Origin of the sequence: Enterovibrio paralichthyis, from assembly GCF_019209835.1 — a bacterium.
Taxonomy (GTDB): domain Bacteria; phylum Pseudomonadota; class Gammaproteobacteria; order Enterobacterales; family Vibrionaceae; genus Enterovibrio; species Enterovibrio paralichthyis.
The window spans coordinates 72,011-97,022 of sequence record NZ_JAHUTS010000017.1; the positions used below are offsets into that span (position 1 = coordinate 72,011).

Annotated in this window: 23 protein-coding genes; 12 read left to right on the forward strand and 11 right to left on the reverse strand. The window is 50.3% G+C overall.

Going from position 1 to position 25,012, the window contains the following annotated elements; all coding sequences use genetic code 11:
- Positions 1 to 30 precede the first annotated feature (30 nt).
- Positions 31 to 1,242 (forward strand): purine nucleoside transporter PunC, encoded by a 1,212-nt coding sequence (gene punC / locus KU854_RS17740; protein WP_218359750.1) that lies wholly within the window; start codon positions 31 to 33, stop codon positions 1,240 to 1,242.
- 83 nt (positions 1,243 to 1,325) lie between these two features.
- On the opposite strand, the gene KU854_RS17745 is transcribed toward punC, so the two are convergent.
- Positions 1,326 to 2,219 carry a LysR family transcriptional regulator gene (locus KU854_RS17745; RefSeq protein ID WP_218359772.1) on the reverse strand — a complete coding sequence of 298 codons (894 nt, stop codon included), beginning with the start codon at positions 2,217 to 2,219 and terminating at the stop codon, positions 1,326 to 1,328.
- A 128-nt stretch (positions 2,220 to 2,347) separates the two neighbouring features.
- Here KU854_RS17745 and KU854_RS17750 point away from each other — a divergent pair, with 128 nt between their 5' ends.
- Positions 2,348 to 3,019 carry a type 1 glutamine amidotransferase domain-containing protein gene (locus KU854_RS17750; protein WP_218359751.1) on the forward strand — a complete coding sequence of 224 codons (672 nt, stop codon included), beginning with the start codon at positions 2,348 to 2,350 and terminating at the stop codon, positions 3,017 to 3,019.
- A gap of 70 nt (positions 3,020 to 3,089) precedes the next feature.
- On the opposite strand, the gene KU854_RS17755 is transcribed toward KU854_RS17750, so the two are convergent.
- The 5 genes from KU854_RS17755 to htpX form a co-directional block, all read right to left on the reverse strand.
- Complete coding sequence (locus KU854_RS17755; protein ID WP_218359752.1) at positions 3,090 to 4,403, reverse strand: DUF1501 domain-containing protein; 1,314 nt, start codon at positions 4,401 to 4,403, stop codon at positions 3,090 to 3,092.
- Complete coding sequence (locus KU854_RS17760) at positions 4,400 to 5,929, reverse strand: DUF1800 domain-containing protein (RefSeq protein WP_218359753.1); 1,530 nt, start codon at positions 5,927 to 5,929, stop codon at positions 4,400 to 4,402. Before KU854_RS17760 ends, KU854_RS17755 begins: the two co-directional genes overlap by 4 nt.
- 401 nt (positions 5,930 to 6,330) lie before the next feature.
- A complete protein-coding gene (locus KU854_RS17765; RefSeq protein ID WP_218359754.1) occupies positions 6,331 to 8,634 on the reverse strand; it encodes a penicillin acylase family protein in 2,304 nt (767 codons plus the stop codon).
- A gap of 112 nt (positions 8,635 to 8,746) precedes the next feature.
- Positions 8,747 to 9,100 (reverse strand): VOC family protein, encoded by a 354-nt coding sequence (locus tag KU854_RS17770; RefSeq protein ID WP_218359755.1) that lies wholly within the window; start codon positions 9,098 to 9,100, stop codon positions 8,747 to 8,749.
- 134 nt (positions 9,101 to 9,234) lie between these two features.
- A complete protein-coding gene (htpX, locus tag KU854_RS17775; RefSeq protein ID WP_218359756.1) occupies positions 9,235 to 10,116 on the reverse strand; it encodes a protease HtpX in 882 nt (293 codons plus the stop codon).
- A gap of 277 nt (positions 10,117 to 10,393) precedes the next feature.
- On the opposite strand from htpX, the gene KU854_RS17780 reads away from it, so the two are divergent.
- Positions 10,394 to 10,570, forward strand: a complete 177-nt coding sequence (locus KU854_RS17780) for a hypothetical protein (protein ID WP_054778265.1) — start codon at positions 10,394 to 10,396, stop codon at positions 10,568 to 10,570.
- Positions 10,571 to 10,638: 68 nt separating this feature from the next.
- Here the strand turns inward: KU854_RS17780 and bioD are convergent, their stop codons facing one another.
- From bioD to bioB, 4 genes are read right to left on the reverse strand one after another with little or no spacing between them, the layout of a single operon-like run.
- Complete coding sequence (bioD, locus tag KU854_RS17785) at positions 10,639 to 11,319, reverse strand: dethiobiotin synthase (RefSeq protein WP_218359757.1); 681 nt, start codon at positions 11,317 to 11,319, stop codon at positions 10,639 to 10,641.
- Entirely contained in the window at positions 11,312 to 12,124 is an 813-nt protein-coding gene (bioC, locus tag KU854_RS17790) for a malonyl-ACP O-methyltransferase BioC (RefSeq protein WP_218359758.1), read from the reverse strand. Before bioC ends, bioD begins: the two co-directional genes overlap by 8 nt.
- Positions 12,121 to 13,287 (reverse strand): 8-amino-7-oxononanoate synthase, encoded by a 1,167-nt coding sequence (gene bioF, locus KU854_RS17795; protein WP_218359759.1) that lies wholly within the window; start codon positions 13,285 to 13,287, stop codon positions 12,121 to 12,123. The genes bioC and bioF overlap by 4 nt, the downstream gene beginning before the upstream one ends.
- A 16-nt stretch (positions 13,288 to 13,303) precedes the next feature.
- The gene (bioB, locus tag KU854_RS17800; RefSeq protein ID WP_218359760.1) at positions 13,304 to 14,356 is read right to left on the reverse strand and encodes a biotin synthase BioB; all 1,053 of its coding nucleotides are present in this window, start codon (positions 14,354 to 14,356) and stop codon (positions 13,304 to 13,306) included.
- 103 nt (positions 14,357 to 14,459) lie between these two features.
- Here bioB and bioA point away from each other — a divergent pair, with 103 nt between their 5' ends.
- The 8 genes from bioA to KU854_RS17840 all read left to right on the forward strand — a co-directional run bounded on the left by bioA (position 14,460) and on the right by KU854_RS17840 (position 22,642).
- Complete coding sequence (gene bioA / locus KU854_RS17805) at positions 14,460 to 15,728, forward strand: adenosylmethionine--8-amino-7-oxononanoate transaminase (RefSeq protein ID WP_218359761.1); 1,269 nt, start codon at positions 14,460 to 14,462, stop codon at positions 15,726 to 15,728.
- A gap of 71 nt (positions 15,729 to 15,799) precedes the next feature.
- Positions 15,800 to 16,357 carry an LON peptidase substrate-binding domain-containing protein gene (locus tag KU854_RS17810; RefSeq protein WP_218359762.1) on the forward strand — a complete coding sequence of 186 codons (558 nt, stop codon included), beginning with the start codon at positions 15,800 to 15,802 and terminating at the stop codon, positions 16,355 to 16,357.
- 63 nt (positions 16,358 to 16,420) lie between these two features.
- Positions 16,421 to 17,050: a sigma-70 family RNA polymerase sigma factor gene (locus KU854_RS17815; RefSeq protein WP_218359763.1), complete on the forward strand. Its 630-nt coding sequence runs from the start codon at positions 16,421 to 16,423 to the stop codon at positions 17,048 to 17,050.
- On the forward strand, positions 17,043 to 17,711 hold the full coding sequence (locus KU854_RS17820; protein ID WP_218359764.1) for a ChrR family anti-sigma-E factor: 669 nt from the start codon (positions 17,043 to 17,045) through the stop codon (positions 17,709 to 17,711). Before KU854_RS17815 ends, KU854_RS17820 begins: the two co-directional genes overlap by 8 nt.
- Before the next feature lie 340 nt (positions 17,712 to 18,051).
- Positions 18,052 to 19,290 (forward strand): serine/threonine transporter SstT, encoded by a 1,239-nt coding sequence (sstT, locus tag KU854_RS17825; protein WP_218359765.1) that lies wholly within the window; start codon positions 18,052 to 18,054, stop codon positions 19,288 to 19,290.
- Positions 19,291 to 19,555: 265 nt separating this feature from the next.
- Positions 19,556 to 20,104, forward strand: coding sequence for an ECF-type riboflavin transporter substrate-binding protein (locus KU854_RS17830; RefSeq protein WP_054778261.1), 549 nt, complete (start codon positions 19,556 to 19,558; stop codon positions 20,102 to 20,104).
- 7 nt (positions 20,105 to 20,111) lie between these two features.
- The gene (locus KU854_RS17835) at positions 20,112 to 21,806 is read left to right on the forward strand and encodes an ABC transporter ATP-binding protein (RefSeq protein WP_218359766.1); all 1,695 of its coding nucleotides are present in this window, start codon (positions 20,112 to 20,114) and stop codon (positions 21,804 to 21,806) included.
- Positions 21,803 to 22,642, forward strand: coding sequence for an energy-coupling factor transporter transmembrane component T family protein (locus KU854_RS17840; protein WP_218359767.1), 840 nt, complete (start codon positions 21,803 to 21,805; stop codon positions 22,640 to 22,642). The genes KU854_RS17835 and KU854_RS17840 overlap by 4 nt, the downstream gene beginning before the upstream one ends.
- A gap of 91 nt (positions 22,643 to 22,733) precedes the next feature.
- Here KU854_RS17840 and mlc read toward each other — a convergent pair whose 3' ends face one another.
- Positions 22,734 to 23,948: a sugar metabolism global transcriptional regulator Mlc gene (gene mlc / locus KU854_RS17845; RefSeq protein ID WP_218359768.1), complete on the reverse strand. Its 1,215-nt coding sequence runs from the start codon at positions 23,946 to 23,948 to the stop codon at positions 22,734 to 22,736.
- Positions 23,949 to 24,205: 257 nt separating this feature from the next.
- Between mlc and queE the strand changes: the two genes are divergently transcribed.
- Positions 24,206 to 24,868: a 7-carboxy-7-deazaguanine synthase QueE gene (gene queE, locus KU854_RS17850; protein WP_218359769.1), complete on the forward strand. Its 663-nt coding sequence runs from the start codon at positions 24,206 to 24,208 to the stop codon at positions 24,866 to 24,868.
- Positions 24,869 to 25,012 lie beyond the last annotated feature (144 nt).

Sequence of the window (25,012 nt, forward strand, 5' to 3'; positions counted from 1 at the left end):
CCACCTAGATATAATGAGCGGACAATTAAAATGAAAAATTCTGTTCCTTTGACAACAATGATTTGGTTTGCCGGACTGAGCATGCTCGGTTTCCTGGCGACAGATATGTACCTGCCAGCCTTTGAAAGCATCCGTCTTGAGATGGGTACAACCCAATCTATGATTGGTCTGTCACTGACCGTATTCCTGCTCGGTATGGCGTTGGGCCAAATCGTTTATGGCCCTCTTTCTGACCGTATCGGCCGCATCAAAGTGCTGGTTGGCGGTATGGTGCTGTTCAGTGTTGCCACTGCGGCTTGCTTTATGGCTGACAGCATTGAAGTATTCCTGGCCGCGCGTTTTGTGCAGGCGCTGGGGGCATGTAGCGCATCGGTGATCTGGCAGGCAGTGGTTATCGACCGCTATGACAGCAAAACGTCACAGCGCGTATTTGCCACCATCATGCCACTGGTCGCGCTGTCTCCTGCGCTGGCACCACTGGCGGGTGCAGCACTGGAAGCACATTTCGGCTGGCGCAGCATCTTTATTGCGCTTGTTGGTCTGGGTGCTGTACTGGCGTTCACTACCCTGCGTCAACCAGAGAGCGCACCGGTTGCAAGCACTGATGAGAACATGGGTAACAAGCTCGTCAGCGATTACAAACACATCATCAGCTCACGCAAATTTATCGGTAACATGCTGATTTTTGCTGGCTGTTCAGCGGCATTCTTTGCCTGGTTGACTGGCTCACCATTCGTGATGACAGAAATGGGTTACAGCGGCGCTGACATCGGCATGAGCTATGTACCTCAGACTATTGCGTTTATCGTGGGCGGTTACAGCTGCCGTGCGTTGCTGAACAAGTATGACGGCTCTGCCTTGCTGCCATGGTTTGTGGGTCTGTTTATCGCCAGTGTTTCCGCGATTTTCCTGGTTTCATGGCAAACTGACGTGACCAACATCTGGCCTGTGCTGATCCCATTCTGCTTCCTGGCAGTGGCGAACGGTGCGATTTACCCAATCGTGGTCAACAAAGCGCTGGAAACCTTCAAGTCATGCAGTGCGACCGCAGCGGGTCTGTTGAACTTCCTGCAAACCATGATCTGTTTCGTGGCGAGTGGTATCGTTTCTGCGCTGGCAGCACAAGGTCTGCTGACCGTTTCAGCGGTAATGATGGGCGCAGCTGCAAGCGTGGCGCTGGGTCTGATCCTGAGCTGGAACGTAAACCGCGTGGCAGCAGAAGATAACGCGCAAGCCGCTTAAGTTTCTTAAGTCGCTTTCAAATTCAAAACACCGTCTGCGGTTTCGCAGGCGGTGTTTTTGTTTTAACGCTACGGCTTTTTCTGTCACTCATTCCAGTCTTTAAAGTGTTCCAGTAAATAGTCGATAGCGAGGCGCGCTTTCAGTGGTAAGAACCGGCGGTTTTGGTAGACCACCCAGGACGTGATGTTTTGCGTCCAGAACGGTTCAAGGATAGGTATCAAGCTGCCTTCCGTAACCGCATTTTGGAAGCTGCTTTTGGGCATATAGCCAATCCCCAACCCCGCCCTGCACGCATCAACAATCGCATTCGCATTGTTGCTCCGAAAACGGCCTGAAACTTTTACCGGCTCCTCTTTACCATCCCGTTCAAACAACCAGGTATCGTTATTGGTGATTAAGCACGAGTGCTTGACCAAAGCTTCAGGCTCAGTGGGTTCCCCGTTTTCTTTTAAGTAGTCCGGCGAAGCCACTGCCATCAGGTTTCTGTCTGCGAGCTTTCTCGCCACTAAGCCAGAATCTTGCAGGCGGCCGTAGCGAATCGCGAAATCGAAGCCATCTTCCACGAAGTTCACACGCCGTGTGCTGAAGTCCAGTTCAACAGAAAGCTGAGGATGCAGCTTGGCAAATGCCACCAGTGCAGGCGCCACAAATTGCTCAGCAAAAGACCCGGCCATGCTGATCCTGAGCGTGCCCTGTAGGTCGGACTGCGCTCCGGTCACCGTCTCGTTGGCCTGGGAAAGCCCGCTGACTAACTCCTGGCATTGCAGATAGTATTGCCGCCCATTCTCCGTCAGATTGACTGAACGTGTTGAACGCGCAAATAAAGCCGTTCCCAAACGTTGTTCCAGACGCGAAACCTGGCGAGACACATGACTGACCGAACATTTCAGCCGTCGCGCCGCTTCACTGAATCCTTTTGCGTCAGCGACGGTTACGAATTCAACAATGCCTTCAAAACTGAGCGAGTACTTGTCCATATCATTATTGCCAAATAGCAAAGACGGTTTTCCATATTAGTGGATTATCACCCATATGGCGAAAGTATAGGCTGTATCCATCGAGCGGACAGATACCCTTTTCTCGCTCCCATTTGAAGGATTACAGCATGAAGAAGATTCTGATCATTGTGACTAATCACGCCACACTGGGTACTACTGACCAGGCTAACGGCACATACGCCCCTGAACTGACTCACGCACTGGATGCGTTCCTGCAGGCCGGTTTTGCTTATGACGTCGCCTCAATCAATGGTGGTGAAGTGCCTTTCTACGGTGAAAATATTGAAGATGATGAGGTCAACACCCGTATCTTCAATAATGATGAATTCCAGTCTCGCGTGAAGAATACCATTCCAGTCAGCCAGCTGAATGTCGACGACTATGACGCAGTTTTCTATCCGGGCGGTTTTGGCCTACTTTCCGATCTGGCCTTGCATGCCCCAACGGCGAGCCTCACAGCAAAGCTTTATGAAAATGGCGGCATCGTGGGAGCCGTGTGTCATGGCCCAGCGGCGCTACTACCTATTACACTGAGCAATGGCAAACCACTTATCGAAGACAAAACGGTCACCTCTTTTACCCGCGAAGAAGAAGTCGACTTTGGCACCATCCAGGATATTCCCTTCCTGCTTGAAGAAGCTTTGACCAGAAAAGCGGCGAAATTCAGTAAAATTCAGCCATGGGGTGTGCATGTCATTGTCGATGGCAAACTCGTTACCGGACAGAACCCGGCAAGTGCACACGGTGTGGGTGAAGCAATGGTTGAATTGCTGAAATAACCGAAAGCCAGCTCCAACAAAACAAACGCCAGTGAAGAGTAACTGCCGACTCAACACTGGCGTTTATCTTTTATGCGCTGCGGGTCATTGGTCCACCAAACTTCGCCAGTGATGGGAACACAGTATGAACCCCAGCCGGTCTCAATCCAAACCACTGCACCATATGCGCTGCGTACTGTTCGTGGGAGATTGTCGGGATCAAGCGGCCATCGCCATTGTCGTCTTTCCCGTTACGTTTGAAATCCGGGAATGCACCAAAACACTCGCCCTGAGCGATTTGGCTGCCAAAGATATATTGTCCCCCACCCCAACCGTGGTCAGTGCCTTTGCGTGCGTTATCATGCATCGTGCGGCCAAATTCAGACATGGTAAATGTGAGCACCTGATCGCCCAGTCCATCTTCTTCCAGCGCTTTGTAAAGGCCGGCGATAGCTTCGGCAAAGTCTTTCATCAGCGCATCCTGACGGCGTACCTGATTGTCGTGGGTGTCATAACCACCGATACCGACATAAAACACCTGACGGTTGTGACCCAACTCCTGCGCGCCGTCGATCATTTGTTTGATTGCCCGAAGCTGTGAACCCAGATCGCTCGAAGGGATCCGCTTATCTTGTGGGATAGACGTGCAAATTGGTTCCATTTGCTGCTGGGCAGATATCGCTTCTTGCACCACTTCCGCATAACCCGCCATTAATGGCGAGTCATACGGCTGATTGGCAAGGGTTTCGTAACTTGAACGGATAGCCGCCCCCGTCAGGGCTTTCAGCTCTTCAAAGCCGTTTTTGTTCACGAAGACTTTGTCGGTGTCATAACTGTCCAACAGGGTATTTGGCCCGGTGTAGAAACTGTTGGGCAAGGCAGAAAACTGTTTCATCAAGACATCCATGGTCATTCCAAGCCAGCCTTGCTCTGAGTATTCATCACCCATCCAACTGTGCTGCCACACTTCCTGCTGTTTGTTGTGGGCAAAAAGGTACGGAGGCAGTTCGGCACGCCCTGCGACGATATCGTCTTTTGTGGTCGGTGCCAGCAAGGGGCCCACGTTCAGCGCCACATTAGCCATGCCACGATCAAACAGCGGCTTAATGGGTGCCAGAGATTTATGCAGGCCAAGCGGAATGCCGTTTTGGTCACGCAGGGTCAATGGCATCAGTTGTGCCTTTTTAACCGCAATTCCCTGGCGGACTGCTGCGTAATGACCGTAATACTCGCTGTCCATTGGCACAACTTGGTGAAAGAAGTCGTTTCCACCGTCAAAGAAAATGCAGATCAGTGCCTTGTAGTCATCAACTTGACTGGCTTTCGTACTGAAACTCAGTGGCGCAGCGGCTGTTGCACCAGCCGCACCCAGTGATTTTACGAATTGTCGTCTGGTCAGTTTCATGTTGCGCGATTCTCCTGAACGTGAAAATAAGGCGATGCCAATGCGATAAACAACAATCGCTGAACCCATTTGCCGGAACCGATATCAATCCCGTTATGATTATCTTCAATAATGTTTTTCAAAGAATCCGGCATAGCGCCATTGAAAAAACGCGCTGAAACTTCTTGGTTAAAACCATTAATATCGTTGTTTTCCAGATGCTTTTTAAAATCTTCCACATTGACATAAAGCTGCTTTTTAAGCGGCGCTTTCAAATCCTGCAAATTCAGCCTTAAAAGTCCAAAAATATAATTGTGCAGATATATAATGTGTGACCAATCAATTATTTCCAGTTCAGGTGCGACCAGTCGGTTATCTTTTACTACGCCTTTCGGTGCGAAATCTGGATGGTAAAAGTTAAACACAGACGGTGATCCCAACGGGTATTGGTTGCAGGTCTTTAAATAGAGTAAATCAGACTGAACAACATCAACGCCGCCACCAGGTTTAACATCCAATGCCCGGTAAACAGCCACCAGAGACAACCAGGGTTCGCGGATTTTGCTCATGGTTTTTGGAGGCGCGGTATAAACTTCTTCGTCAGCTAAAATTGCCCACACCACAGCCTTAAGATCGCCGGTGACGCCCTCCCCGTTATCCAAAAACACCTCAACCACACGTCGCACATAGTCCGGTGAAGGATTGGATGTCGTCAGTTTCTGGATCAGGTTTTTGCAGAAATTTGGGGCGGTGGATGGGTGATGCAACAGTGTTTCCATCACCAGTTCCAGCTCTTCTTCTGCCGGCATGTTTTTCGGGAAGCGAACGCCTAACACCTGTTTTTCGCCAGTGTCATGGTCAACGCGGTTATTCTTCATTGGTGTCAGCAGATCGCGGTCCGTATGGTTCCACCCTGTAAAAATACGCGCCAGTTCCTGGATGTCGCTTTCTGTGTAGCAAGGGACCGGTTTTCCATTGCTATCAAGTAGATAGCTGCCATCCAAATCTCTTTGGTAGAGGCCGATGGAAAACAGCTGCATTATTTCCCGCGCATAGTTTTCATCCGGACGACGCCCTGTTGCCGGATCGCCTTTCTGGTTTCCGACCATTGTCAGGTACTGCCCCATTACCGGCGACAAGGTCACAGCGCTGAGCAGTTCTTTGTAGTGCCCAAATGCGTGCTTACACAACAGGTCGTTGTACCCTGCCATGGCGACCGTTTTATTGATGAGCAGTGCATCCTGGTCGGAGGCGACGAATATTTGGCTTAATGCGTATGCGATCCGCTGCCTTAGCTGGTCTGGCGCATAGAATGCGATATCCAACCAAGCTCTGACGCGCGTTGCCCGGGCGGGCATTTTGCCATAGCCCTGAGCCTTGAATTGCGTATCCAACTGTTTGAGGTGGGAGGTAGCAGGCAGGTTTACCTGTTCGTCAAACCACGCTTTGGCGTGTTGGTTAATCAATGCATCTGCTTCACCTTTTTTTGGCCCGAAAGTGGTTAAGTCCAGCCAACGCGAAGCATGAGTGAAAGAATCAAATACCATGTCAAATACCCTTATTCTGGACGGGCATTGATGATCCTTTGAGTTGCCCCTAAGTTTCATTTTTGAATCACCCGAGTCACAGATAAGAATATTCATGATTTACTCTTCGACGCACATTAATAAGTTAATAATCAGCGGCACATTCCTAATTTAGTTTAAGTATCAAAAAAAAGGCATGTGTAGTATTGATTATTTACAGTGAAATGATGAAGCCAGCAAGATTAACTCCCAATAGTAAAACACTAAAAGGATTAACTTGTACTAACTTATTTTAATTAAACAAATTATACCCAGTTTCCTGGTGTAAAATTTTCTGACACGATTAAGTATTTCTGGCAATAAAGAAGCCTGCCGCAATTATACCCAATATCGGTATGGCATACGGTTACATAGTGTGACGGTTATTGGGCGGCGGGAGCAAGGAGGATTTGATAAATTGCCTGACCGGGAAGGAGCGGTGTTTGCGCCTCATTGGCGTAATCATCAAACCCGGTGCGGTAAAATGGCGATAGCGGATGTCCACTCTGCCCACCAGGAACGGTAAGAACCCCGTGCGCTTCCGCACCTGGCTCAACAATAAATCGTTGTGACGCACCAAAATGACGCCCTTGTACAGCGGGCATGTACCTGTCACCAAAGGCTTTCACTGGTGGCATATCCAATACCTGACCCAGCCAGGGGATCTGGCGGCTGAAAGGATGCTGAACCCGAAGTGTGTTCACATCCCCCCAATTCAGCGCTTTTAATGATCCATCTTTATGACCTGTTATTTGCGTCATCAGTCCATCACGCATTTGGGCATAAGTGTGGAGAAAGAAGCCATCCCAGTCGGTATAGTCAGTCGGTAACCAGGAAGCCGGCTGTTCGGTCGCCACTCGCCATAAGGCGGGTTCCAGCTGGCGTTCCAATAAAGAAAGAGAGAGTTCCTTCGCTTTAAGCTCCGTTTCTATCGGTGAGAACAGGATATCAATCAGGGTATCGCGGTAATGCCGCGTGAGTGTATATCCCACCGAATCGCTGCAGGCGCATTTCTGCCATGATTCCAGCTCTGCAATATCCTGACTGAACCTTTCCGGTGCTTGCTTCAACACCGTCAGTAGCAAATCGTGCCAGCGCGACAAAAATCGCGCCTCGTTATCCAGCTGAATGGCGTAGAAATCACTTTGGTCGAATGTGTCTTTCTCAAACAAACGTGCCTTGATTTGCTGGCTTCGCGCACCCAACGCATAGCCGCCATTGCCGAAACGTTTATCCTGCTCAACACTGACTACCCGGCTGTTTGCCGTCCAAATCCTCGATTGCGGTGGATTTATCACGGAAGGGATATCTTTTGCGTGCTGTTGCCAGCGTGGGTCGTAATCCCGGGTGGATACCAGTTGTTGCTTAGGCTCTGCTCTTGCGGGTAATGCCCCCGTCAGTTGCCAACCGATATTGCCGCGACTGTCAGCCACCACCATGTTTTGGGCGGGGATGCCAACCTCTTTACTCACCTGCAGCGCTTCGACCACGTTTTCTGCAGTTTCCAGATTAAGCAGGTTAAGGTTGACTGCGTAGCTCTGGTGCGCGACCCAGCTCAACGCATACTTATCACCATTGATGACACGCACAGGGCCAAATTGACTGGTTTCAAGCAGCCATTTCCGGCTGCGCCCTTTTTGCGGAATTTCTTCTGTCTCCAGTTGGGTTTTGTCATCAGCGCTTAGCTTGTACCAATCTGCCGTGTCGGTGTAGCCATTAGTAAAGCCCCAGGCAATGTTGCCGTTTGACCCCACCACAACCGCAGGGGCACCGGGTAACGTCACACCGGTAACCTGTCGCTCATGACCATTTTCACTGAAATTAAGTTGGGCACGATACCAGATAACCGGCACGCGCAGGCCAAGGTGCATATCGTCTGACAACATGCCACCTTTTCCCTGAGTTAATGCACTGGTCACAGCCCAGTTATTGCTACCCACCAACGCATCTTTTTCGATTTCTGTTACCTTGGCGACGGCCAGCATGCCGGTATTCATGGTGGGAATGGGCTGTGGGGTAATATCAAATTCTGAGCCGTCCAATGCAGCCTGATAAGAACTGGGCTGGGTCAGAAAGGCTGTCATCTCTTCACCAAAACTGGCGGTGATTGTCGACAGTACAATATCCCGCTCAATACCCCGCCCCTGAAGATCCAGATACATGCTGTAAATGGCGAGAAATGAATCTTCTGGCCGCCAGGGCTTTGGCGATGTGCGGGTGACCAAATATTCAAAAGAGGGAATTTGCTGAAGCGCGAGGGCATCATTCACCCCGTTGGTGTAGGCATTCAATAGCGCCAAGTGAGCGACGGGCAGGCCTTCAACGGCAGCTCTACTGCGTTTTCTGAATTGGTGGAAGCGACGGTTTTCATCAATCTCCATCGCCCCATCACCAAAGAGTTCAGACAGTTCCCCTGCTGCGTTGCGCCTTAGCAAGTCCATCTGGAAGAAGCGATCCTGACCGTGGGCGAATCCCAGCGCGTATGCTGCATCTTCACGGTTTTGAGCGACAATCACTGCCGTTCCCAGTTCATCCCGTTGTAAATACGTTGGTTGGCTGACAGATGTTGATTGGACGGTGCCGGAGAGTGATGGAAGGCTGAGCGTGAGAACGCCATAGAAGATAGCTGTCGCGAGCAGAGCAAGCAAAATAACCGAGAGCACTACCCAGCGAATGGCTTTCAACATAAGTCGTCCATGACTTCTGAATTCATAGTGGAATTGAAGCAGATTAAAAGATGACCAGACAAGCCATCAGTACAACATCTGTGACCGTGGCGACGTCTGGTCAGTTCAAGGGTTAGTTTTGGCAATGCAGCCCTATCGTATTTCCTTCGCTATCCTTGATTTGTGCGAAAAAACCAAACTCTCCTATGTCCGTTTTGGGAATGAGCACAGCACTCTCTTCAACGCGCCCAAGAACCGCTTCAATACTGGCAACGGAAAAATAAACCACGGTACCGCTGTTGCCCGCCGTCCCTTCTACCAGTGATCCTGTTGCGCCATACACCTCCCCTTTCTCGACAGGAAACCATGCCATTTTCTGGCCGCCGAAATCCTGTAAATCCAGCTTGATATCCAGTGTTTTTTCGTAAAAGGTTACCGCTCTTTCCATATCGCTTACCGCAATTTCGAACCAACCTACCGGATTCATTTCTCTGCTCCTTATTGATGACAAAATGCTCTCTAACCCTAGTAGCAAATCTGTGAGGGGCGTAGAAGCGGACAGACAAAAAAAAGCACCTCCCAAAAGGGAGGCGCTTTCTTGAATCCTGAACAAGGATTTGTTTACAGGTACTCACCTGAACGCAATGCTGCAATTCGTTTTTCCAGCGGTGGGTGCGTCATAAACAGTTCGCTCAACGATTTTTTACCGTTGATACCGAAGGCCATCATTGAACCTTCCAGGCGGCTTTCGTGGCTGACTTTCAAACGTTCCAGCGCGGCAATCATCTTCTCTTTGCCTACCAGTTTGGCAGAGCCTGCATCCGCTTTGAATTCGCGGTGACGGCTGAACCACATTGTCAGGATGCTTGCCAGGATACCGAATACGACTTCCAGAATAGAAGACACCAGGAAGTAGACCATAAAGCTACCACCGCCCTCGCCTTCCTCATCATTGTTATTCATGCCACTGATCGCACCGGCAATCAGACGCGAGATAAAGATAACAAATGTATTCACGACACCCTGCATCAGTGCCAGGGTCACCATATCACCGTTGGCAACGTGGCTAACTTCGTGCGCCAATACAGCTTCAGCTTCATCGCGGGTCATGTTTTCCAGCAGGCCGCTGGATACCGCTACCAGTGAATCATCACGTTTGGCACCGGTGGCAAATGCGTTAATGTCATCTGAGTAATAGATAGCAACGGTCGGCATACCAATACCGGCTTGCTGTGCCTGACGGCTCACCGTGCTCATCAGCCAGTGTTCTGTTTCATTGCGTGGATGTTCAATCACTTGACCACCAACAGAACGCAGTGCCATCGACTTCGACATCATCAGTGAAACCAGAGATCCACCGAAACCAAACAGTGCGGCCATTAACAGAAGCCCTGACAGGCTGCCCGGCTGCATGCCGGTAACGGCATAAACAATGTTCAGAATAATGCTGAAGACAAACAACACAGCAAGGTTGGTCATCAGGAATAAAGCTATGCGTTTCACGTATGTAGTCTCCAAATAATAGAAGCGCGAGTGCTATGGCTACTGCAGAGAATAGTAGGGTCGAAATAAGGAAAAACAAGTCTGTGTTGCAAATTGAAACACAAAATCTTGCCTTCAAGAGAATGTGCTATGTTTAAACAGAACGATAAACGGTGAGCAATTTAGACTTTGGTCGAGTTGTTTTTACCGCACATCAGGAATAGTGTGTCATATCAGGAGGCGTACAGTGAGTACGCGATTGCGTTCCCATTGAACGCGGTTCTAAGGAGAGAGAATAATGGCTGACAAAGAAAACTATCGTATGGCGATCGATATCCTTTGTTGTCACCTTGGCATGAGCTTTGATGAAGCCTGCGCAGAACTGGGACTTGTAGATGACGAGAACCAGAAGCTAAAACAGATTTCTGATGTTCAACAGTCTCTGATGGGTATCCTGCCAGAAGACAACAAGTAATCGATTACAGATTCTTAACGTAAAAGCCAGCATCGAATGCTGGCTTTTTCTATGGCTGACATTCAGGGTTACAGTCCCAAAGGGGAAATATCCAGGTAGCCACTTAAATCACGGGATTTCACCGCAGGCACATAAGGGATTTCGCCCAACTTGGGCACATTCAGATGGTGGGTTAACGTTTTGACGATTTCACCATAGTGCTCGGTACCCGGATTGATGCGGTTTGCTATCCAACCCGCGATCTCAAGCCCATCACGACGAATCGCTTCGGCTGTCAGGTAAGCATGGTTCAGACAACCCAACTTGATACCCACTACCAGAATAACCGGTAACTTCTCTTCAATTACCCAGTCAGCCAGTGTTTGATCGTAGCTGACAGGTACCCGCCAACCACCGGCACCTTCCACCAGCGTAAACTCAGAACGTGACTGAAGCGTTTTTAGCCCTTGGGACAATACTCCGAAATTTACAGCGGTATTCTCCAGCCCAGCAGCGATGTGGGGTGAACAAGGCGCTTGGAGCAAGCACGGGTTCACCTCTTCATAGCTGACCTCAATGGTCGTACATTCACGCAACCGGATAGCATCCGAGTTCATCAGCCCTTGTTCAGTTTCCTTACTACCGGCAGCAACAGGTTTATATCCAGCAACACTGTAACCGGCTTTAGACACGGCCTGCATCACCGCCATAGACGCGACGGTCTTACCCACTTCCGTATCTGTGCCGGTGACGAAATAGCTTTTATTCATTCTCTATCGCTCCAAAGCAAACCTGATAAGTTGCGGGTACGGTGCCATTCTCCAACTTGAAAGCCTCGTAGGCGTTTTCGAGTTGTCTGAAGGCTCTCCTACCTACCAATCCCGCATTTCTTCCCCCCGACAAGTGAGTTGCACCAATGCCTTTGAGGTCTTTCATCAATGCAAACGCGGAGGGATAAAGTTCCAAAACAGGCTTACATTCTATGAGGTGGCGACCGCACCCAGCTTGAGCGAGCGCAATTTTTACCTGCTTTGAAGACAAAAATGCATTCACATGCGCATGCCCATCAACCTGTTGCCATGCTTTTTTCAGCTCGATCAATGAGCCATCCAGTAAGGTGGTAAACAGAATGCGCCCGCCGGGACGGGTCACCCGCTTCAGTTCTTGAAGCGGCGCTGAAAGGTCACGGCACCATTGCAATGCCAGCGAGCTGAATACCACGTCTACGCTGTTATCTGCCAACGGCAACGCTTCTGCATCCCCGGCAATGTATTTGAGGGATTCGCCACAGCGACGCCTTGCAACTTCCAGCATTTTGTCCGACAAATCGAGCGCGATGACATTTGCACCCGCCAGCTTCAGTTTTTCACTGAAATAGCCGGTACCACATCCCACATCCAACACGGTTTTACCCCGCCAGTCCGGTTGCAGTGATAACAGGTAATCCCCTACCCGGCGCTGGAACGCTGCGCAATCGTCATAACTGTCCGCAGCACGGCTGAAGGCATCACGGATAGCGCGCTTCTCTGCGTCTAGTGACGGCGCATCCAGTGCCAAACACTCTACCTGACTCATACTTCCTCCGTTAACAACTCGCGGAGGGTAAGCGCCAGCGCCTTTACCTCGCTTTCTTGATGGGACGCGGACAGGGTAATTCGCAATCGCGCGCTGTTTGGCGGCACGGTTGGCGGACGAATAGCCCCTGCCCAAAAACCTCTTTCTTTGAGGATATTCGCCGAAAATTGCATATCTTCGACAGATCCGAGGACCACTGGCTTGATGGGTGTAATCGTTGTTATGACTTGAGAATGGGGCGCCAAAATGTCATGGAAGATGGCTGAAAGCTGGGTCAGTTTTTCCCGTCGCCAGTCATCGAGTTGAATCAAGCTCACTGCGTGAAGCAAGGCGTGAGCCTGAGCCGGAGGCATTGCGGTTGAATAGACGTAATGACGGGCAAACTGGGTCAAATAGCTATGGACATACTCACTGCACATCACCGCAGCCCCCATCATCCCAAACGCTTTACCGAAGGTAACAATAAGAATGTCCGGCTTAACCCCTGCCTTGTCGCAACTTCCCCTTCCCTCACTCCCCAGCACACCGCAGCCATGCGCGTCATCCACCATTAACCATGCGCTGTTTTCCTGACAGACAGTGGCAACATCGGCCAATGGCGCCAAATCACCGTCCATGCTGAATACCCCTTCTGTCACCGTCAGAACCGCACCATCGCTGCATTTATTGAACGTGGCCTTGAGATGCGGCATGTCGTTATGGCTGAAGCGGCGCATGGTGGCATCAGACAACATTCCCGCTTCCATAAGGGAAGCATGGTTAAGTTTGTCCTGAACAAGAGTATCTCCCCGCTCCAGCAGGGAGAAAATAACCGCCTGGTTGGCAGAGAATCCACTGTTGAAAAGCAAAGCGCGTTCGAAACCGAGCCACTCACACAGCGCAGATTCCAAAGATTGGTGGGCGCTGCTGTATCCGCATACCAGTGGAGATGCGGTACTGCCCGCTCCGTACTGGGAAAGCCCGTCTTGCCAGGCTTGGATCAGGCTGGGTTCTTCTGCCAGACCCAGGTAGTCGTTACCGGAAAAATTCACAAAGCGACGATCTGACTCAATCAGGTGCCCCGTCTTGCGCTGGAGCGGGCGGACGCAACGCTCCAGATTGTCTTGTCGTCTTTGCTCGAGCCTGCGTTCGATACGACTTTGCAGCAGACTTTGATCGGACATAACGGCCTAAAACTCCCTACACGCCCGCTTCATAGAACAGGTCGTCTTTACCCGGACGGCTGGCGACACGCTCAGCGACCTGTGAAAGCAACGCTTCTTCTTGAATAGCATCGGGTTTTTGTACGCCCTGCTCGCGGTTGATCCCCAGTTTTTTAAACAGTTGCATGTCACTGTCTTCATCCGGGTTTGGCGTAGTAAGCAGCTTGCAGCCATAGAAAATGGAGTTAGCGCCCGCCATAAAGCACAGCGCCTGCATCTGTTCATTCATGTTTTCGCGTCCTGCAGACAAGCGGACGGCCGATTGCGGCATCATGATCCGGGCAACGGCAATGATGCGGATAAAATCAAACGGGTCGACATCTTCTGCATCTTCCAACGGCGTGCCCTTCACTTTTACCAACATATTGATAGGCACACTTTCCGGATGATGCGGCAGATTTGCCAGTTCCATCAGCAATCCTGCACGGTCAGTGGCGCTTTCGCCCAGCCCAATAATGCCGCCGGAACAGACTTTCATGCCTGCTTCACGCACATGCGACAGGGTATCAAGGCGATCCTGATAGGTTCGGGTCGTGATGATATTGCTGTAATGTTCACGGGAGGTATCGAGGTTGTGGTTGTAGTAATCCAACCCAGCTTCAGCCAGTTCATTCGCCTGCGCAGAGGAAAGCATGCCAAGGGTCATGCAGGTTTCCAGTCCCATTCCCTTCACACCCTGGATCATCTCTTTCAGATAGGGCATGTCGCGCTCTTTCGGGTTTTTCCAGGCAGCGCCCATACAAAAACGGGTCGCGCCAGAGCTTTTTGCTTTCTGCGCCGCATCCAGCACGCGCTCCACTTCCAGCAAACGCTCTTTATCGACGTCTGTCCGATAGTGCGCACTCTGGGGGCAATATTTGCAATCCTCTGGGCAAGCGCCGGTTTTGATGGAAAGCAGCGTGCTGACCTGCACATGATTGACTGCTTGATACTGGCGATGAACCTGCTGTGCTTCAAACAACAAATCCATAAACGGTTTATTAAAAAGGGCCTGTACTTCCTCGACAGTCCAGTTATGGCGAACATCCACCTGTAATACCTCACGTTAAATTGCACTTGTTCAGTCTAGAGCGACAACCTACAATGTCAACGATAATTAAATTACATGGTTTACATCTGGATATTTCTTAAGCATGGATATAGCATTCGACCGCGACCACATCTGGCATCCCTACACGTCAACACTCCATCCGTTGACTTGTTACCCAGTCTCCCACGCTGAAGGCGTTCACCTTTACCTTGAAGACGGAACGGCTTTGATTGACGGCATGTCATCCTGGTGGGCTGCAATTCATGGATACAACCACCCTGTTTTGAATCAGGCTGTTACCGATCAACTCAGCAAGATGTCCCATGTCATGTTTGGGGGGATCACCCATGAACCGGCGATCGCGCTTTGCAAGAAGCTGGTTGAGATGACTCCGCAAGCTTTGGAAAAAGTTTTCCTCTGTGATTCGGGCTCTATCTCCGTCGAAGTTGCACTCAAAATGGCACTTCAATACTGGCATGCCGTCGGCTCGCCCCGCGCCAAGTTCCTGACCCTTCGCCACGGCTATCACGGTGACAGCTTTGCGGCGATGTCTGTAACGGATCCAGACAACTCCATGCACAAGCTCTACAAGGGCTTTCTTCCCGAGCATATTTTTGCCGACTCTCCAGAATGCGGTTTTTTCGATGAGTGGGTAGAAGAGGACATCAGCGATTTCACATCCAAACTGGCTGACAATGCCGATCAAATTGCTGCGGTTATTCTGGAACCCATTGTCCAGGGTGCAGGTGGCATGCGCCTTTACCATCCTACGTTTTTGAAGCGGGTTCGTGAGCTTTGCGATGAATTCGGTGTATTGCTGATTTGCGACGAGATAGCCACCGGTTTTGGCCGAACAGGTAAGCTGTTTGCCTGTGAGCACGCAGGGATCACGCCGGATATTCTCTGCCTTGGCAAAGCATTGACCGGCGGCTACATGACGATGGCAGCCACCTTGACCACAGAGCATGTCGCCAATACCGTCTGTGGCGGTGAAGCAGGCTGCTTTATGCATGGCCCAACGTTTATGGGCAACCCTCTGGCCAGCGCTGTAGCAAACGCCAGCCTGTCTTTGCTGCAACAAACCCCTTGGCAGGAAAAAGTCGCTGCAATCGAAGCTAACTTTGCTGAAATACTGCCACCGCTAAAACAACTGGATTGTGTCAAGTCAGTGCGTTGGCTCGGCGCAATCGGCGTTGTTGAAACTCATACCGCCGTTGATGTGGAGAAGATACAGCGCCATTTTGTTGAGCGTGGTGTTTGGATCCGCCCTTTTGGCAAGCTGGTTTATGTAATGCCTCCTTACGACATTTCCACCGCTCAGTTAAGGCAACTTGTTGAAGCGATTGAGTCTGGATTGAAATCTGTGATGTAAATTCGACAGCATTTTGTGATCGCCCTATCCCTGGCCTCCGTAGATTTATCTGAACGTTTATGGAGGTTTCGATGCAATTAGGTCTGTTTCCGCTGCCCTTGTTTCTGCTGCCCGGTGGCATCACCAAACTCAGAATTTTTGAACCTAGATATGTTCGCCTCGTAAAAGAGTCGATGGCGAACAATCAGGGTTTTGTGCTCGCAATGAAAGAAGGGGATGAACTTTGTCCGTATGGTACACACGTTGACATCATCGATTTTGAAACCCTGCCTGATGGACTGCTTGGCATCACAATCCGCGGCACATCCCGGGTAAAGATTTCAACCCCCTTCCAGCAACATGATGGGTTGTGGATGGCAGACATCGACATCATGGAAAACTGGCAGGAAGAACCAGAAGAACCCGGTTTTATCGGTGAAGCGCTTGCATCTCTGTTTGAGGCTCACCCTGAACACGCTTCGCAGTACAATGATGACCGCCATTTCGACAGCATGCTGTGGGTATGTCAACGATGGCTGGAAGTGCTGCCACTTGCGAATAACCAACGGCAATGGTTTATCGCTCAACACAACCTCGATGATGCCAAACGTTTCATCACGCTTCTTTTAAAAGAAGAAAATCCTTCGTAAGAGTGATCCAATCTCATTACCAATACGTTTTGAACTGCATGGCATTAACGGGACGTTCTTATCATGGATTCGGTTGAAACCACGTATAATTCGAGCAATTTAAGACGAAGCAGTCAGCGCTCTATGTTGTCACCCTCACCTGAACAGTTGGCAGAATTACTCCATCTCGTCGCAGAAGATCGCGACGAGCATGCGTTTTCACAGCTCTTTACCTATTTCGCTCCTAAAGTGCGCGCCTATGGCATGCGTCACTTAAGGGCAGATGGGCAAGCGATGGAATTGGTCCAGGAAACTATGATACTGGTGTGGCGAAAAGCACATCTATATGACGGTTCTAAAGGCGCTGCTTCCACCTGGGTATTCACAATCATGCGTAACGTCAGTTTTGACATGCTGCGCAAGGTGAAAAGTAACCGTGAAGATTGCCTGAGCGGTGACATTTGGCCTTTGATCGAAGGTGAAGAGGGGGATCAGGAAGATGAAGCGCTCCAGGATCAGATCCAACAGCAGCTATTGTCTTACATCGACCTTCTTCCCGACTTACAACAGCAGGTAGTACGCGGCGTGTATTTGAAACAGTTGACCCATCAGGAATTGGCAGATCAGTTAAATGTGCCGCTTGGCACCATAAAATCCCGTTTACGTTTAGGGTTACAAAAACTGCGCTCCCACCTGGAGGTGAACGATGATTAAGCATCACCCATCTGATGAATTGTTGCTGGCGCACGCTGGCGGTGAATTGCCTGCCTCTATGACGATTGCAGTCGCAGCTCATTGCGAAATGTGTGATACCTGCGCTGAAAAAGTAGCACAGTACGAAATTACACTGTCTGACAGTGCGTTTGATGAAACATTGAACGTAGAAACGTCGGAATCTGACAGCGCAGTATTTGCGACCATGATGGCAGCGATCACCCGTGGAGACATCACGCCAGTAACAAAAATGACAGCCTCACCTGAAGCCCACATCGATGTGGCTGGTGAACGCTACACTTTGCCCGTAGCTTTGCGCAGATATTATCAGCTGGGATGGAGCTCAGTCGGTTCAATCAGCCGTGCACGGCTTCCCCTGAACGAAGGCGACACTCGCGCTAGCTTGTTGCACATTGGGATGAATGGGACCGTTCCAAGCCATACCCACAAAGGAATGGAGTTGACCCTGCTGCTGAGTGGTCATTTCGAGGATGAAAAAGGCACCTACGTGCCGGGAGATTTTATCATTCTGGACGGTTCGACCAATCATACACCGCATACCCATGATGGTTGCCTGTGTTATACCGTTGCCGATGCCCCGCTGCATTTCACCAAAGGGGTCAGCCAGCTTTTGAACGCGGTAGGCCGGGTTATTTACTAGCCCAATAGTTAGCAACCAAACCATTCAGGATTTATCTAAGGCGCTCAAAAAAGCGCCTTTTTCTTTTGCAATTTACAACCATGGAACAGCAAATTTAACGAAACTTTACATTAGTTATCGTTTTACTACCGCTACATAATCATGCATATGCGATCAAATGTTATATTTTGTGTCAGTTTTCTCTTTACAGAATACTCACCAAGCTGATTTAATCCATTCGCTAACGAAGCTTTAACAGCATTTTACCGGAAACCTCAAGCGCCCTTGTGCTTGAGGCGTTGTCGGTTAAAGGGACAGCAAAGCCCAAGTTGCTCCCAATACACAGTGAAGTGAGAATAATATGAAGCAAACACAATCTCCCCTTGCCCGCGTGGCAAACTCAAGTCTGGTCGTCCAGATCTTGATCGGCATTATCGCCGGTGTCGCTCTCGCCAGCTTTTCACCTGAAACCGCTAAATCCGTCGGTTTTCTGGGTAGCCTGTTCGTCAGCGCATTGAAAGCGGTTGCACCTATTCTGGTATTTATTCTGGTTGCCGCTTCAATTGCCAACCAGCGCAAAGGCCAACATACACACCTGCGTCCAATCGTCTCCCTTTACCTTATCGGTACGTTCACCGCTGCCCTGACAGCCGTGACCATGAGTTTCCTTTTCCCAACAGATTTGACGCTGACCACCACAGATGCAGCAGTTGCGCCACCTGAAGGTATTCTGGAAGTACTGACGAAGCTGCTGTTCAGCATCGTTGATAACCCAATCCACGCCCTGATGAACGGAAACTTTATCGGTATTCTGGCTTGGGCAATTGGTCTGGGTATCGCACTTCACCACGCAAATGACACCACCAAAACCGTGTTCGGTGACGTAGCAGAAAGTGTTTCTTTCATTGTTCGCAATATCATCAAACTGGCACCTATCGGTATTTTTGGTCTGGTTGCACAAACTTTCGCAGATACCGGCTTCGAAGCCCTGATGGGTTATGCGCATCTACTGGCAGTGCTTCTGGGCAGCATGGTGATCATCGCGCTGGTCGTGAACCCAGTGATTGTGTTCGTCAAGACCCGCACCAATCCATACCCACTGGTATTCCAGTGCCTGCGTGAAAGTGGCATGACCGCCTTCTTTACCCGCAGCTCTGCGGCGAACATTCCAGTGAACATGCAGCTGTGTAACAAGCTGAATCTGGATAAAGACACTTACTCCGTTTCTATCCCTCTGGGTGCGACCATCAACATGGCCGGTGCGGCAATCACTATTACCGTGCTGACACTGGCTGCGGTTCATACCCTGGGCATTCAGGTTGATCTGGCAACTGCCCTTCTGCTGAGCATTGTTGCCGCTGTGTCTGCATGTGGTGCATCGGGTGTTGCAGGTGGCTCTCTGCTGCTGATCCCATTGGCATGTAACCTGTTTGGTATTCCAAACGACGTAGCCATGCAGGTGGTTGCGGTTGGTTTCATCATTGGTGTGGTTCAGGATTCTGCTGAAACTGCGCTGAACAGCTCAACAGACGTTGTCTTTACCGCTGCGGCTTGCCAAGCGGTTGAGCGTAAAGCCATGCAGCAAAAAATCGCGAAGTAATCTGACTTCCTCTAAAAAGGCGCTTCGGCGCCTTTTTTCGTTTCTGTCATCCCTTCCTGTTCAACTTCCCTGCAATTCTCGACACTGAACCGCGCAAGCCACGCCATACCTGTCTATTCTCGTTTACGTTTTCTTTTAGACGTCTAGATAGATAGCTTTCCTTTACCGAGGGTTATCCTATATAATCCCGCCTCATTTTTGTGAGCCACTTAATAAAATAACGCATTTCGGGCATCTCGATTTTGCCCAGCGCCAAAGGTTACCTATGAATTTCTCAGCGAAAACAGTCGTTATTATCGCTATCGGGGCTGCCCTTTACGGGATCGGCGGCCTGCCTATGTTTGGCATTCCTGTTTTTGCCAACACCACCCTGAAGCCAGCAATGGCAATCCTTGCGCTTTTCAGCGTGCTGTTTGGCCCGGGCGTGGGATTCTTCGTTGGCTTTATCGGTCACTGGGTGACTGACATGTTTGCGGGTTGGGGCGTGTGGCTCACCTGGGTGTTAGGCTCGGGCATTGTTGGTGCTGTCATTGGCCTGTTCCCTATCCTGACCAAAAAGCGCCTGAAATACGGCAAATTCGCCCTGCCTGATGTGATCCTGTTTTCACTGCTTGCATTGCTTGGCAATGTAGTGGGTTACGGTTGCTCGGCATTTCTCGACACTGTGTTGTACGCAGAACCATTCACGAAAGTCTTTATCCAGCTTTGTATTATCGCCGCGGGTAACGCGCTGCTGGTGACGGTTGTAGGCTATTTCATCCTACAATCTGTCGCCAAACGTAACAGCCAGTGCCGTAACCTGACCGAGGCTTAATTTTTCCATGTCCATCGAATTTAAAAACTTTAGTTTCCGTTACGACGCTTTGGTTAATCCAACGCTTAAAGGCGTCAATCTTCGCATCACTAAAGGCGAAAAAGTCCTGATCATCGGCCCAAGCGGCAGCGGAAAATCAACGCTGGGTCAATGTATTAATGGCCTTATCCCACATGCAATTGAAGGGGAGATGTCCGGCGAGTTGCTGCTAAATGGCAAGGACAGCCAGTCGCTGAAACTGATTGCTCACACCGAGTTGGTCGGTACCGTGCTGCAAGATACTGACAGCCAGTTTGTCGGCCTGACCGTCGGTGAAGACATCGCCTTTGCACTGGAAAACCAACAGGTACCGGTCGCAAAAATGTATTCAGTGGTGAAAGCCACCGCCAAAATGGTCGATTTGGAATCCCTGCTTCACCATGCGCCACACGATCTATCCGGCGGACAAAAGCAACGTGTTTCCCTGGCTGGCGTATTGGTTGATGACGTAGACGTACTGCTGTTCGATGAACCTCTGGCTGCGCTCGACCCGAAAACAGCGAAGAAGACGATGGAAATTATCGACGAACTTCACCGTGACTCGGGAAAAACCATCATCATTATCGAGCACCGTCTGGAAGATGTGCTGACTCAGCACGTTGACCGTGTGATTCTGATGGATAGCGGCGAGATTGTCGCAGATACCACGCCAAATGCATTGCTGATGTCAGGTCTTCTGGAAAAGCATGGCATCCGTCAGCCACTTTACTTTTCAGCGCTCAAACATGCAGGTTGCGAACTGACAGAAGCAGACAACCCTGCTTACCTGTCCTCCTTGCCAGTCGAGGCTTTTGCGCCCCAACTGCAGCAATGGGCAGGCAATCAGACAACTGAAGCGGCGCAGGAAGAACCAAAAACGCTGCTTGAAATACGCGGCCTCACCTACTCCTATGATGGCGAAAAGAATGCCCTGGAAGATGTGACGTTCAGCGTTAACCGCGGTGAGATGGTATCCATTCTCGGCAAGAACGGTTCGGGCAAATCAACCATTACCAAACTCATCATGGGTGTGGTTGCGCCGGATGCCGGTGCCATCTATTTCAATGGCCAGGACTTCAACGAGCAGTCTATCTTCGAGCGCAGCAAGAAAGTCGGCGTAGTCATGCAGAACCCGAATCATATGATTTCACACCATATGATCATGGATGAAGTGGCCTTTGGCCTGAAAAACCTGGGCCTGAGCGATGCTGAAATTGAACAGCGCGTGCTCGAAGTGCTGGAATTCTGTGGCCTGAGTAAATACCGCCACTGGCCGATTGATGCGCTGAGCTACGGCCAGAAAAAGCGCGTTACCATTGCCTCGATTCTGGTGATGGAGCCGGAGTTGCTGATCCTGGATGAACCGACGGCCGGCCAGGATTACCGTAACTACAGCGCCATGTTGTCGTTCATTAAGCGCCTGAACAAAGAGCGCGGCGTGACGGTGATTATTATTTCCCACGATTTGCATTTGGTTCTGGAAAACACCACCCGCTCCATCGTGATTGCTGACAGCAAGCTGATCGCCGACGCGCCAATGACTGAAGTATTCAGCCAGCCAGCTTTGTTAGATGCCGCCAACCTTGCGACCACCAGCCTTTATGAGTTGGCAGTTCGCGCTGGCATCAGCGACATCAACGGATTTATGCAACAGTTTATCGAGACAGAGAGCCACGCGAAATGAACGCTTCTAAGATGAAATTCGGCATCAACTACATTGATACGAAATCACCGCTTCATGCGCTGAACGGCATCACGAAGTTCGCGCTGTTCATGGCTTGGATAACTGTGGTGCTGACAACGTTTGATCTGCGCATTATCGTTGCCATGATCTTACTGGGATTGGCGCTGCTGAGAATGACAGGCGTGGCATTTCAGGTTTATAAACCGCTACTGATCGGTACCCTGAGCGTGCTGGGCATGAATGCGGTGTTTATGTTTTTGGTCGCGCCACAACAAGGCGTTGACTGGATTGGCACCCGCAATGACCTGTTGACGTTACCGGGTAACTATACCCTGACACAGGAAACCCTGTTTTACCTGGTCACGGTAACCCTGAAGTACTTCAGTATGTTCCCGATTGCACTGGTGTTCGTGTTTACCACGCACCCGACTGAGTTTGCATCCAGCCTTAACCGCATCGGTGTGCCATACAAAATTGCTTATGCCGTGAGCCTGACCTTGCGCTATCTGCCTGATGTGAAAAACGATTTCGTGAATATCATGCATGCACAGCAAGCTCGTGGTGTGGACTTTTCGAAAAATGCACCACTGATGACACGCTTCAAAGGCGTCGCGAAAATCCTGATCCCTCTGATTTTCTCAAGCCTTGACCGCGCAGATGAAATTGCCAACGCCATGACCCTACGAGGTTTCGGCCGCAACAAAGCACGCACCTGGTACAACTACCGCCCATTGAACAGCAAAGACTGGCTGGCGCTGGCAGTCATTGCCGTGGTCGTGATTCTGGCGCTGTACAAGCGCAATGTTGATACCGCAATTTGGTATCCGTTTGCGTAACAACGCAAAATAAAAGACGTAAAAAAGGCGCTTTCGGGCGCCTTTGTTCTTTTTTCTGCTGCTTGCTTGAGTGCGACAAACCAGATAAGCGTTAACCTTCCAGCACTTTCATCAGAAGGTAGCCGTCATACATGGCGCGTTTTACCAAAGCTGCGCCCGGCATGGTCGCCTGGGTGTAGAAATAACTTTCTTCCAGCACCAGGTTCTCGAAGTAATGCGGCAGGGTCTGGTTCTGGATACAGGCAAGAATCGCTGGATACAACACAGATTTCGCCTGATTGAATTCACCGCCGATCAGGATACGTTGCGGATTGAACAGGTTCACCACAATCGCAATGGCCTGACCGAGATTGTGACCAAGTTCAGTGATCACCTTCACCGCCACGCCGTCACCATTCACCGCCGCTTCACACAGGGTATCAATGGTCAGGGCTTTATCCTGCAGAACACTGTCATGCCCCTGCTCCAGCAATGTTCTTGCATCATCCAACACCGCCTGCAGACTAGCGACAGTTTCCAGACAACCACTGTTGCCACAATAGCAGCGCTTACCAAACGGTTTGATCTGGATATGGCCAAGCTCGCCAATATTACCCACCTGCCCTTCCAGCACTTTGCCATCCAGCATAATGCCGGCACCCACACCGTGATGAATGGAAATCAGTACCGAGTTTTCAACATCGCGCGCGTTACCAAACAGCTTTTCAGCCAACGCCCAGGCGCGGGTGTCGTTGCCGACGAAAACCGGTAAACCGGTAGAGCGGTGGATCACGGCGCCAAGCGGCATATTCTGGACGTTGTAATGCGGCATTTGGATAACAATGCCCTGCGCGCTGTTCACCAGCCCAGGAAGCGACACGGCAATAGACGTCACACGGTCAACGATTTTTGCGTGATTGGAAAAGAAAAGGTCGATGTGTTGCAGAACAAGTTCCAGTAAAGGTTCCTGTTCACGTACCGCGATATCATGACGCTCTTCCACCAGAATATCGCCACCCAATTCATGAAGTGCGAGCGTCAGGTAACCCCTGCCAATTCGAAGGGAAAGAAACTGCCAGCCTTCATTGTTTAAAACCAACCCAATAGCAGGACGTCCACGACTGGCCGGTTCACCGTACTCGGTCTCCTTTACCAAGTGCGCGTCAATCAGCTCACGGGTGATTTTCGTAATACTGGCGGGGGCAAGCTGACTGCGTTTTGAGAGTTCAATTCGGGAGATTGGCCCTAGCTGATCGATCAACTTATATACTGCGCCAGCGTTGTTACGCTTGATGTGATCTATGTGTCCTGGCTGGGCGAGGATCATCCCATGCTCCCTGTAAAATTCACTAACAATGAATTTTTTTACTTCTCGAAGTAATTGTGAAGTCTCATGGGACAATGTCGTGATACGCATCACGGGCAAATTGGATAAACGGTCGAAAGATTGCACTGCGCACGTAAAATCAAAGAGTTATGCCTTTGGCTTATTCCAGTTGATATTTCCATTGTTGAGTAGGCAAGACAGAGCAAGGTGAACCTGACATAATCGCCCTCCTGTTAAATCGCGATACGTATGACGGTATGTACAAGGTCAACGAGATATTTGAAACCATTCAGGGTGAAGGCACATTTACTGGCGTCCCTTCTGTTTTTATTCGCCTGCAGGGATGTCCTGTGGGCTGCCCTTGGTGCGATACCCGACAAACGTGGGATACGCTGCCAACAGATGAACGCGATTTCGGCACTGTGATTGCCAAAAGCGGTGATAGCCCACTGTGGTCAGCGGTATCGGTAGAGGCGCTGATTGAGCACGTGACTGCGAGCTACAGCGCGAAACACATCGTGATCACCGGCGGTGAACCTTGCATGTACGATTTAATGCCACTGACACAACAGCTTGAAGCGTTGGGCTATCGCTGCCAAATTGAAACCAGCGGCACTTACGAGGTTCAGGCAACGCCTTCAACCTGGGTGACGGTTTCCCCGAAAATCAACATGCGCGGAAAGTTGCCAGTGCTGAAAGCAGCGCTTGAGCGAGCGAATGAAATTAAGCACCCTGTCGGTACAGAAACGGATATTGAAAAGCTGGACGAACTGCTGAGTGACATCGACCTTTCAGGTAAAGAGGTCGCGCTGCAGCCAATCAGCCAAAAGCCACGTGCAACCGCGCTTTGCATTGAAACCTGCATTGCCCGCAACTGGCGTCTCTCCATCCAGACCCACAAGTATTTGCAGATTGCTTGATACAAAAAAGGGCCAACAGGCTAATGCCGATCAGTTAAGAGATAAATGATCGGTTGAACGATCCAACAGATGGCTTATAAAGGCTCTAAGTCCCCATACTTAGAGCCTTTTATTTTGCAATTGACCACAGCCCTTACCCTCGCG

Bases quoted from the DNA above. Each gene is read 5' to 3' on its own strand.
- punC (WP_218359750.1), top strand. From the start codon at position 31: ATGAAAAATTCTGTTCCTTTGACAACAATGATTTGGTTTGCCGGACTG.
- KU854_RS17745 (WP_218359772.1), bottom strand. From the start codon at position 2,219: ATGGACAAGTACTCGCTCAGTTTTGAAGGCATTGTTGAATTCGTAACC.
- KU854_RS17750 (WP_218359751.1), top strand. From the start codon at position 2,348: ATGAAGAAGATTCTGATCATTGTGACTAATCACGCCACACTGGGTACT.
- KU854_RS17755 (WP_218359752.1), bottom strand. From the start codon at position 4,403: ATGAAACTGACCAGACGACAATTCGTAAAATCACTGGGTGCGGCTGGT.
- KU854_RS17760 (WP_218359753.1), bottom strand. From the start codon at position 5,929: ATGGTATTTGATTCTTTCACTCATGCTTCGCGTTGGCTGGACTTAACC.
- KU854_RS17765 (WP_218359754.1), bottom strand. From the start codon at position 8,634: ATGTTGAAAGCCATTCGCTGGGTAGTGCTCTCGGTTATTTTGCTTGCT.
- KU854_RS17770 (WP_218359755.1), bottom strand. From the start codon at position 9,100: ATGAATCCGGTAGGTTGGTTCGAAATTGCGGTAAGCGATATGGAAAGA.
- KU854_RS17780 (WP_054778265.1), top strand. From the start codon at position 10,394: ATGGCTGACAAAGAAAACTATCGTATGGCGATCGATATCCTTTGTTGT.
- bioD (WP_218359757.1), bottom strand. From the start codon at position 11,319: ATGAATAAAAGCTATTTCGTCACCGGCACAGATACGGAAGTGGGTAAG.
- bioC (WP_218359758.1), bottom strand. From the start codon at position 12,124: ATGAGTCAGGTAGAGTGTTTGGCACTGGATGCGCCGTCACTAGACGCA.
- bioF (WP_218359759.1), bottom strand. From the start codon at position 13,287: ATGTCCGATCAAAGTCTGCTGCAAAGTCGTATCGAACGCAGGCTCGAG.
- bioA (WP_218359761.1), top strand. From the start codon at position 14,460: ATGGATATAGCATTCGACCGCGACCACATCTGGCATCCCTACACGTCA.
- KU854_RS17810 (WP_218359762.1), top strand. From the start codon at position 15,800: ATGCAATTAGGTCTGTTTCCGCTGCCCTTGTTTCTGCTGCCCGGTGGC.
- KU854_RS17815 (WP_218359763.1), top strand. From the start codon at position 16,421: ATGGATTCGGTTGAAACCACGTATAATTCGAGCAATTTAAGACGAAGC.
- KU854_RS17820 (WP_218359764.1), top strand. From the start codon at position 17,043: ATGATTAAGCATCACCCATCTGATGAATTGTTGCTGGCGCACGCTGGC.
- sstT (WP_218359765.1), top strand. From the start codon at position 18,052: ATGAAGCAAACACAATCTCCCCTTGCCCGCGTGGCAAACTCAAGTCTG.
- KU854_RS17830 (WP_054778261.1), top strand. From the start codon at position 19,556: ATGAATTTCTCAGCGAAAACAGTCGTTATTATCGCTATCGGGGCTGCC.
- KU854_RS17835 (WP_218359766.1), top strand. From the start codon at position 20,112: ATGTCCATCGAATTTAAAAACTTTAGTTTCCGTTACGACGCTTTGGTT.
- KU854_RS17840 (WP_218359767.1), top strand. From the start codon at position 21,803: ATGAACGCTTCTAAGATGAAATTCGGCATCAACTACATTGATACGAAA.
- mlc (WP_218359768.1), bottom strand. From the start codon at position 23,948: ATGATCCTCGCCCAGCCAGGACACATAGATCACATCAAGCGTAACAAC.
- queE (WP_218359769.1), top strand. From the start codon at position 24,206: ATGTACAAGGTCAACGAGATATTTGAAACCATTCAGGGTGAAGGCACA.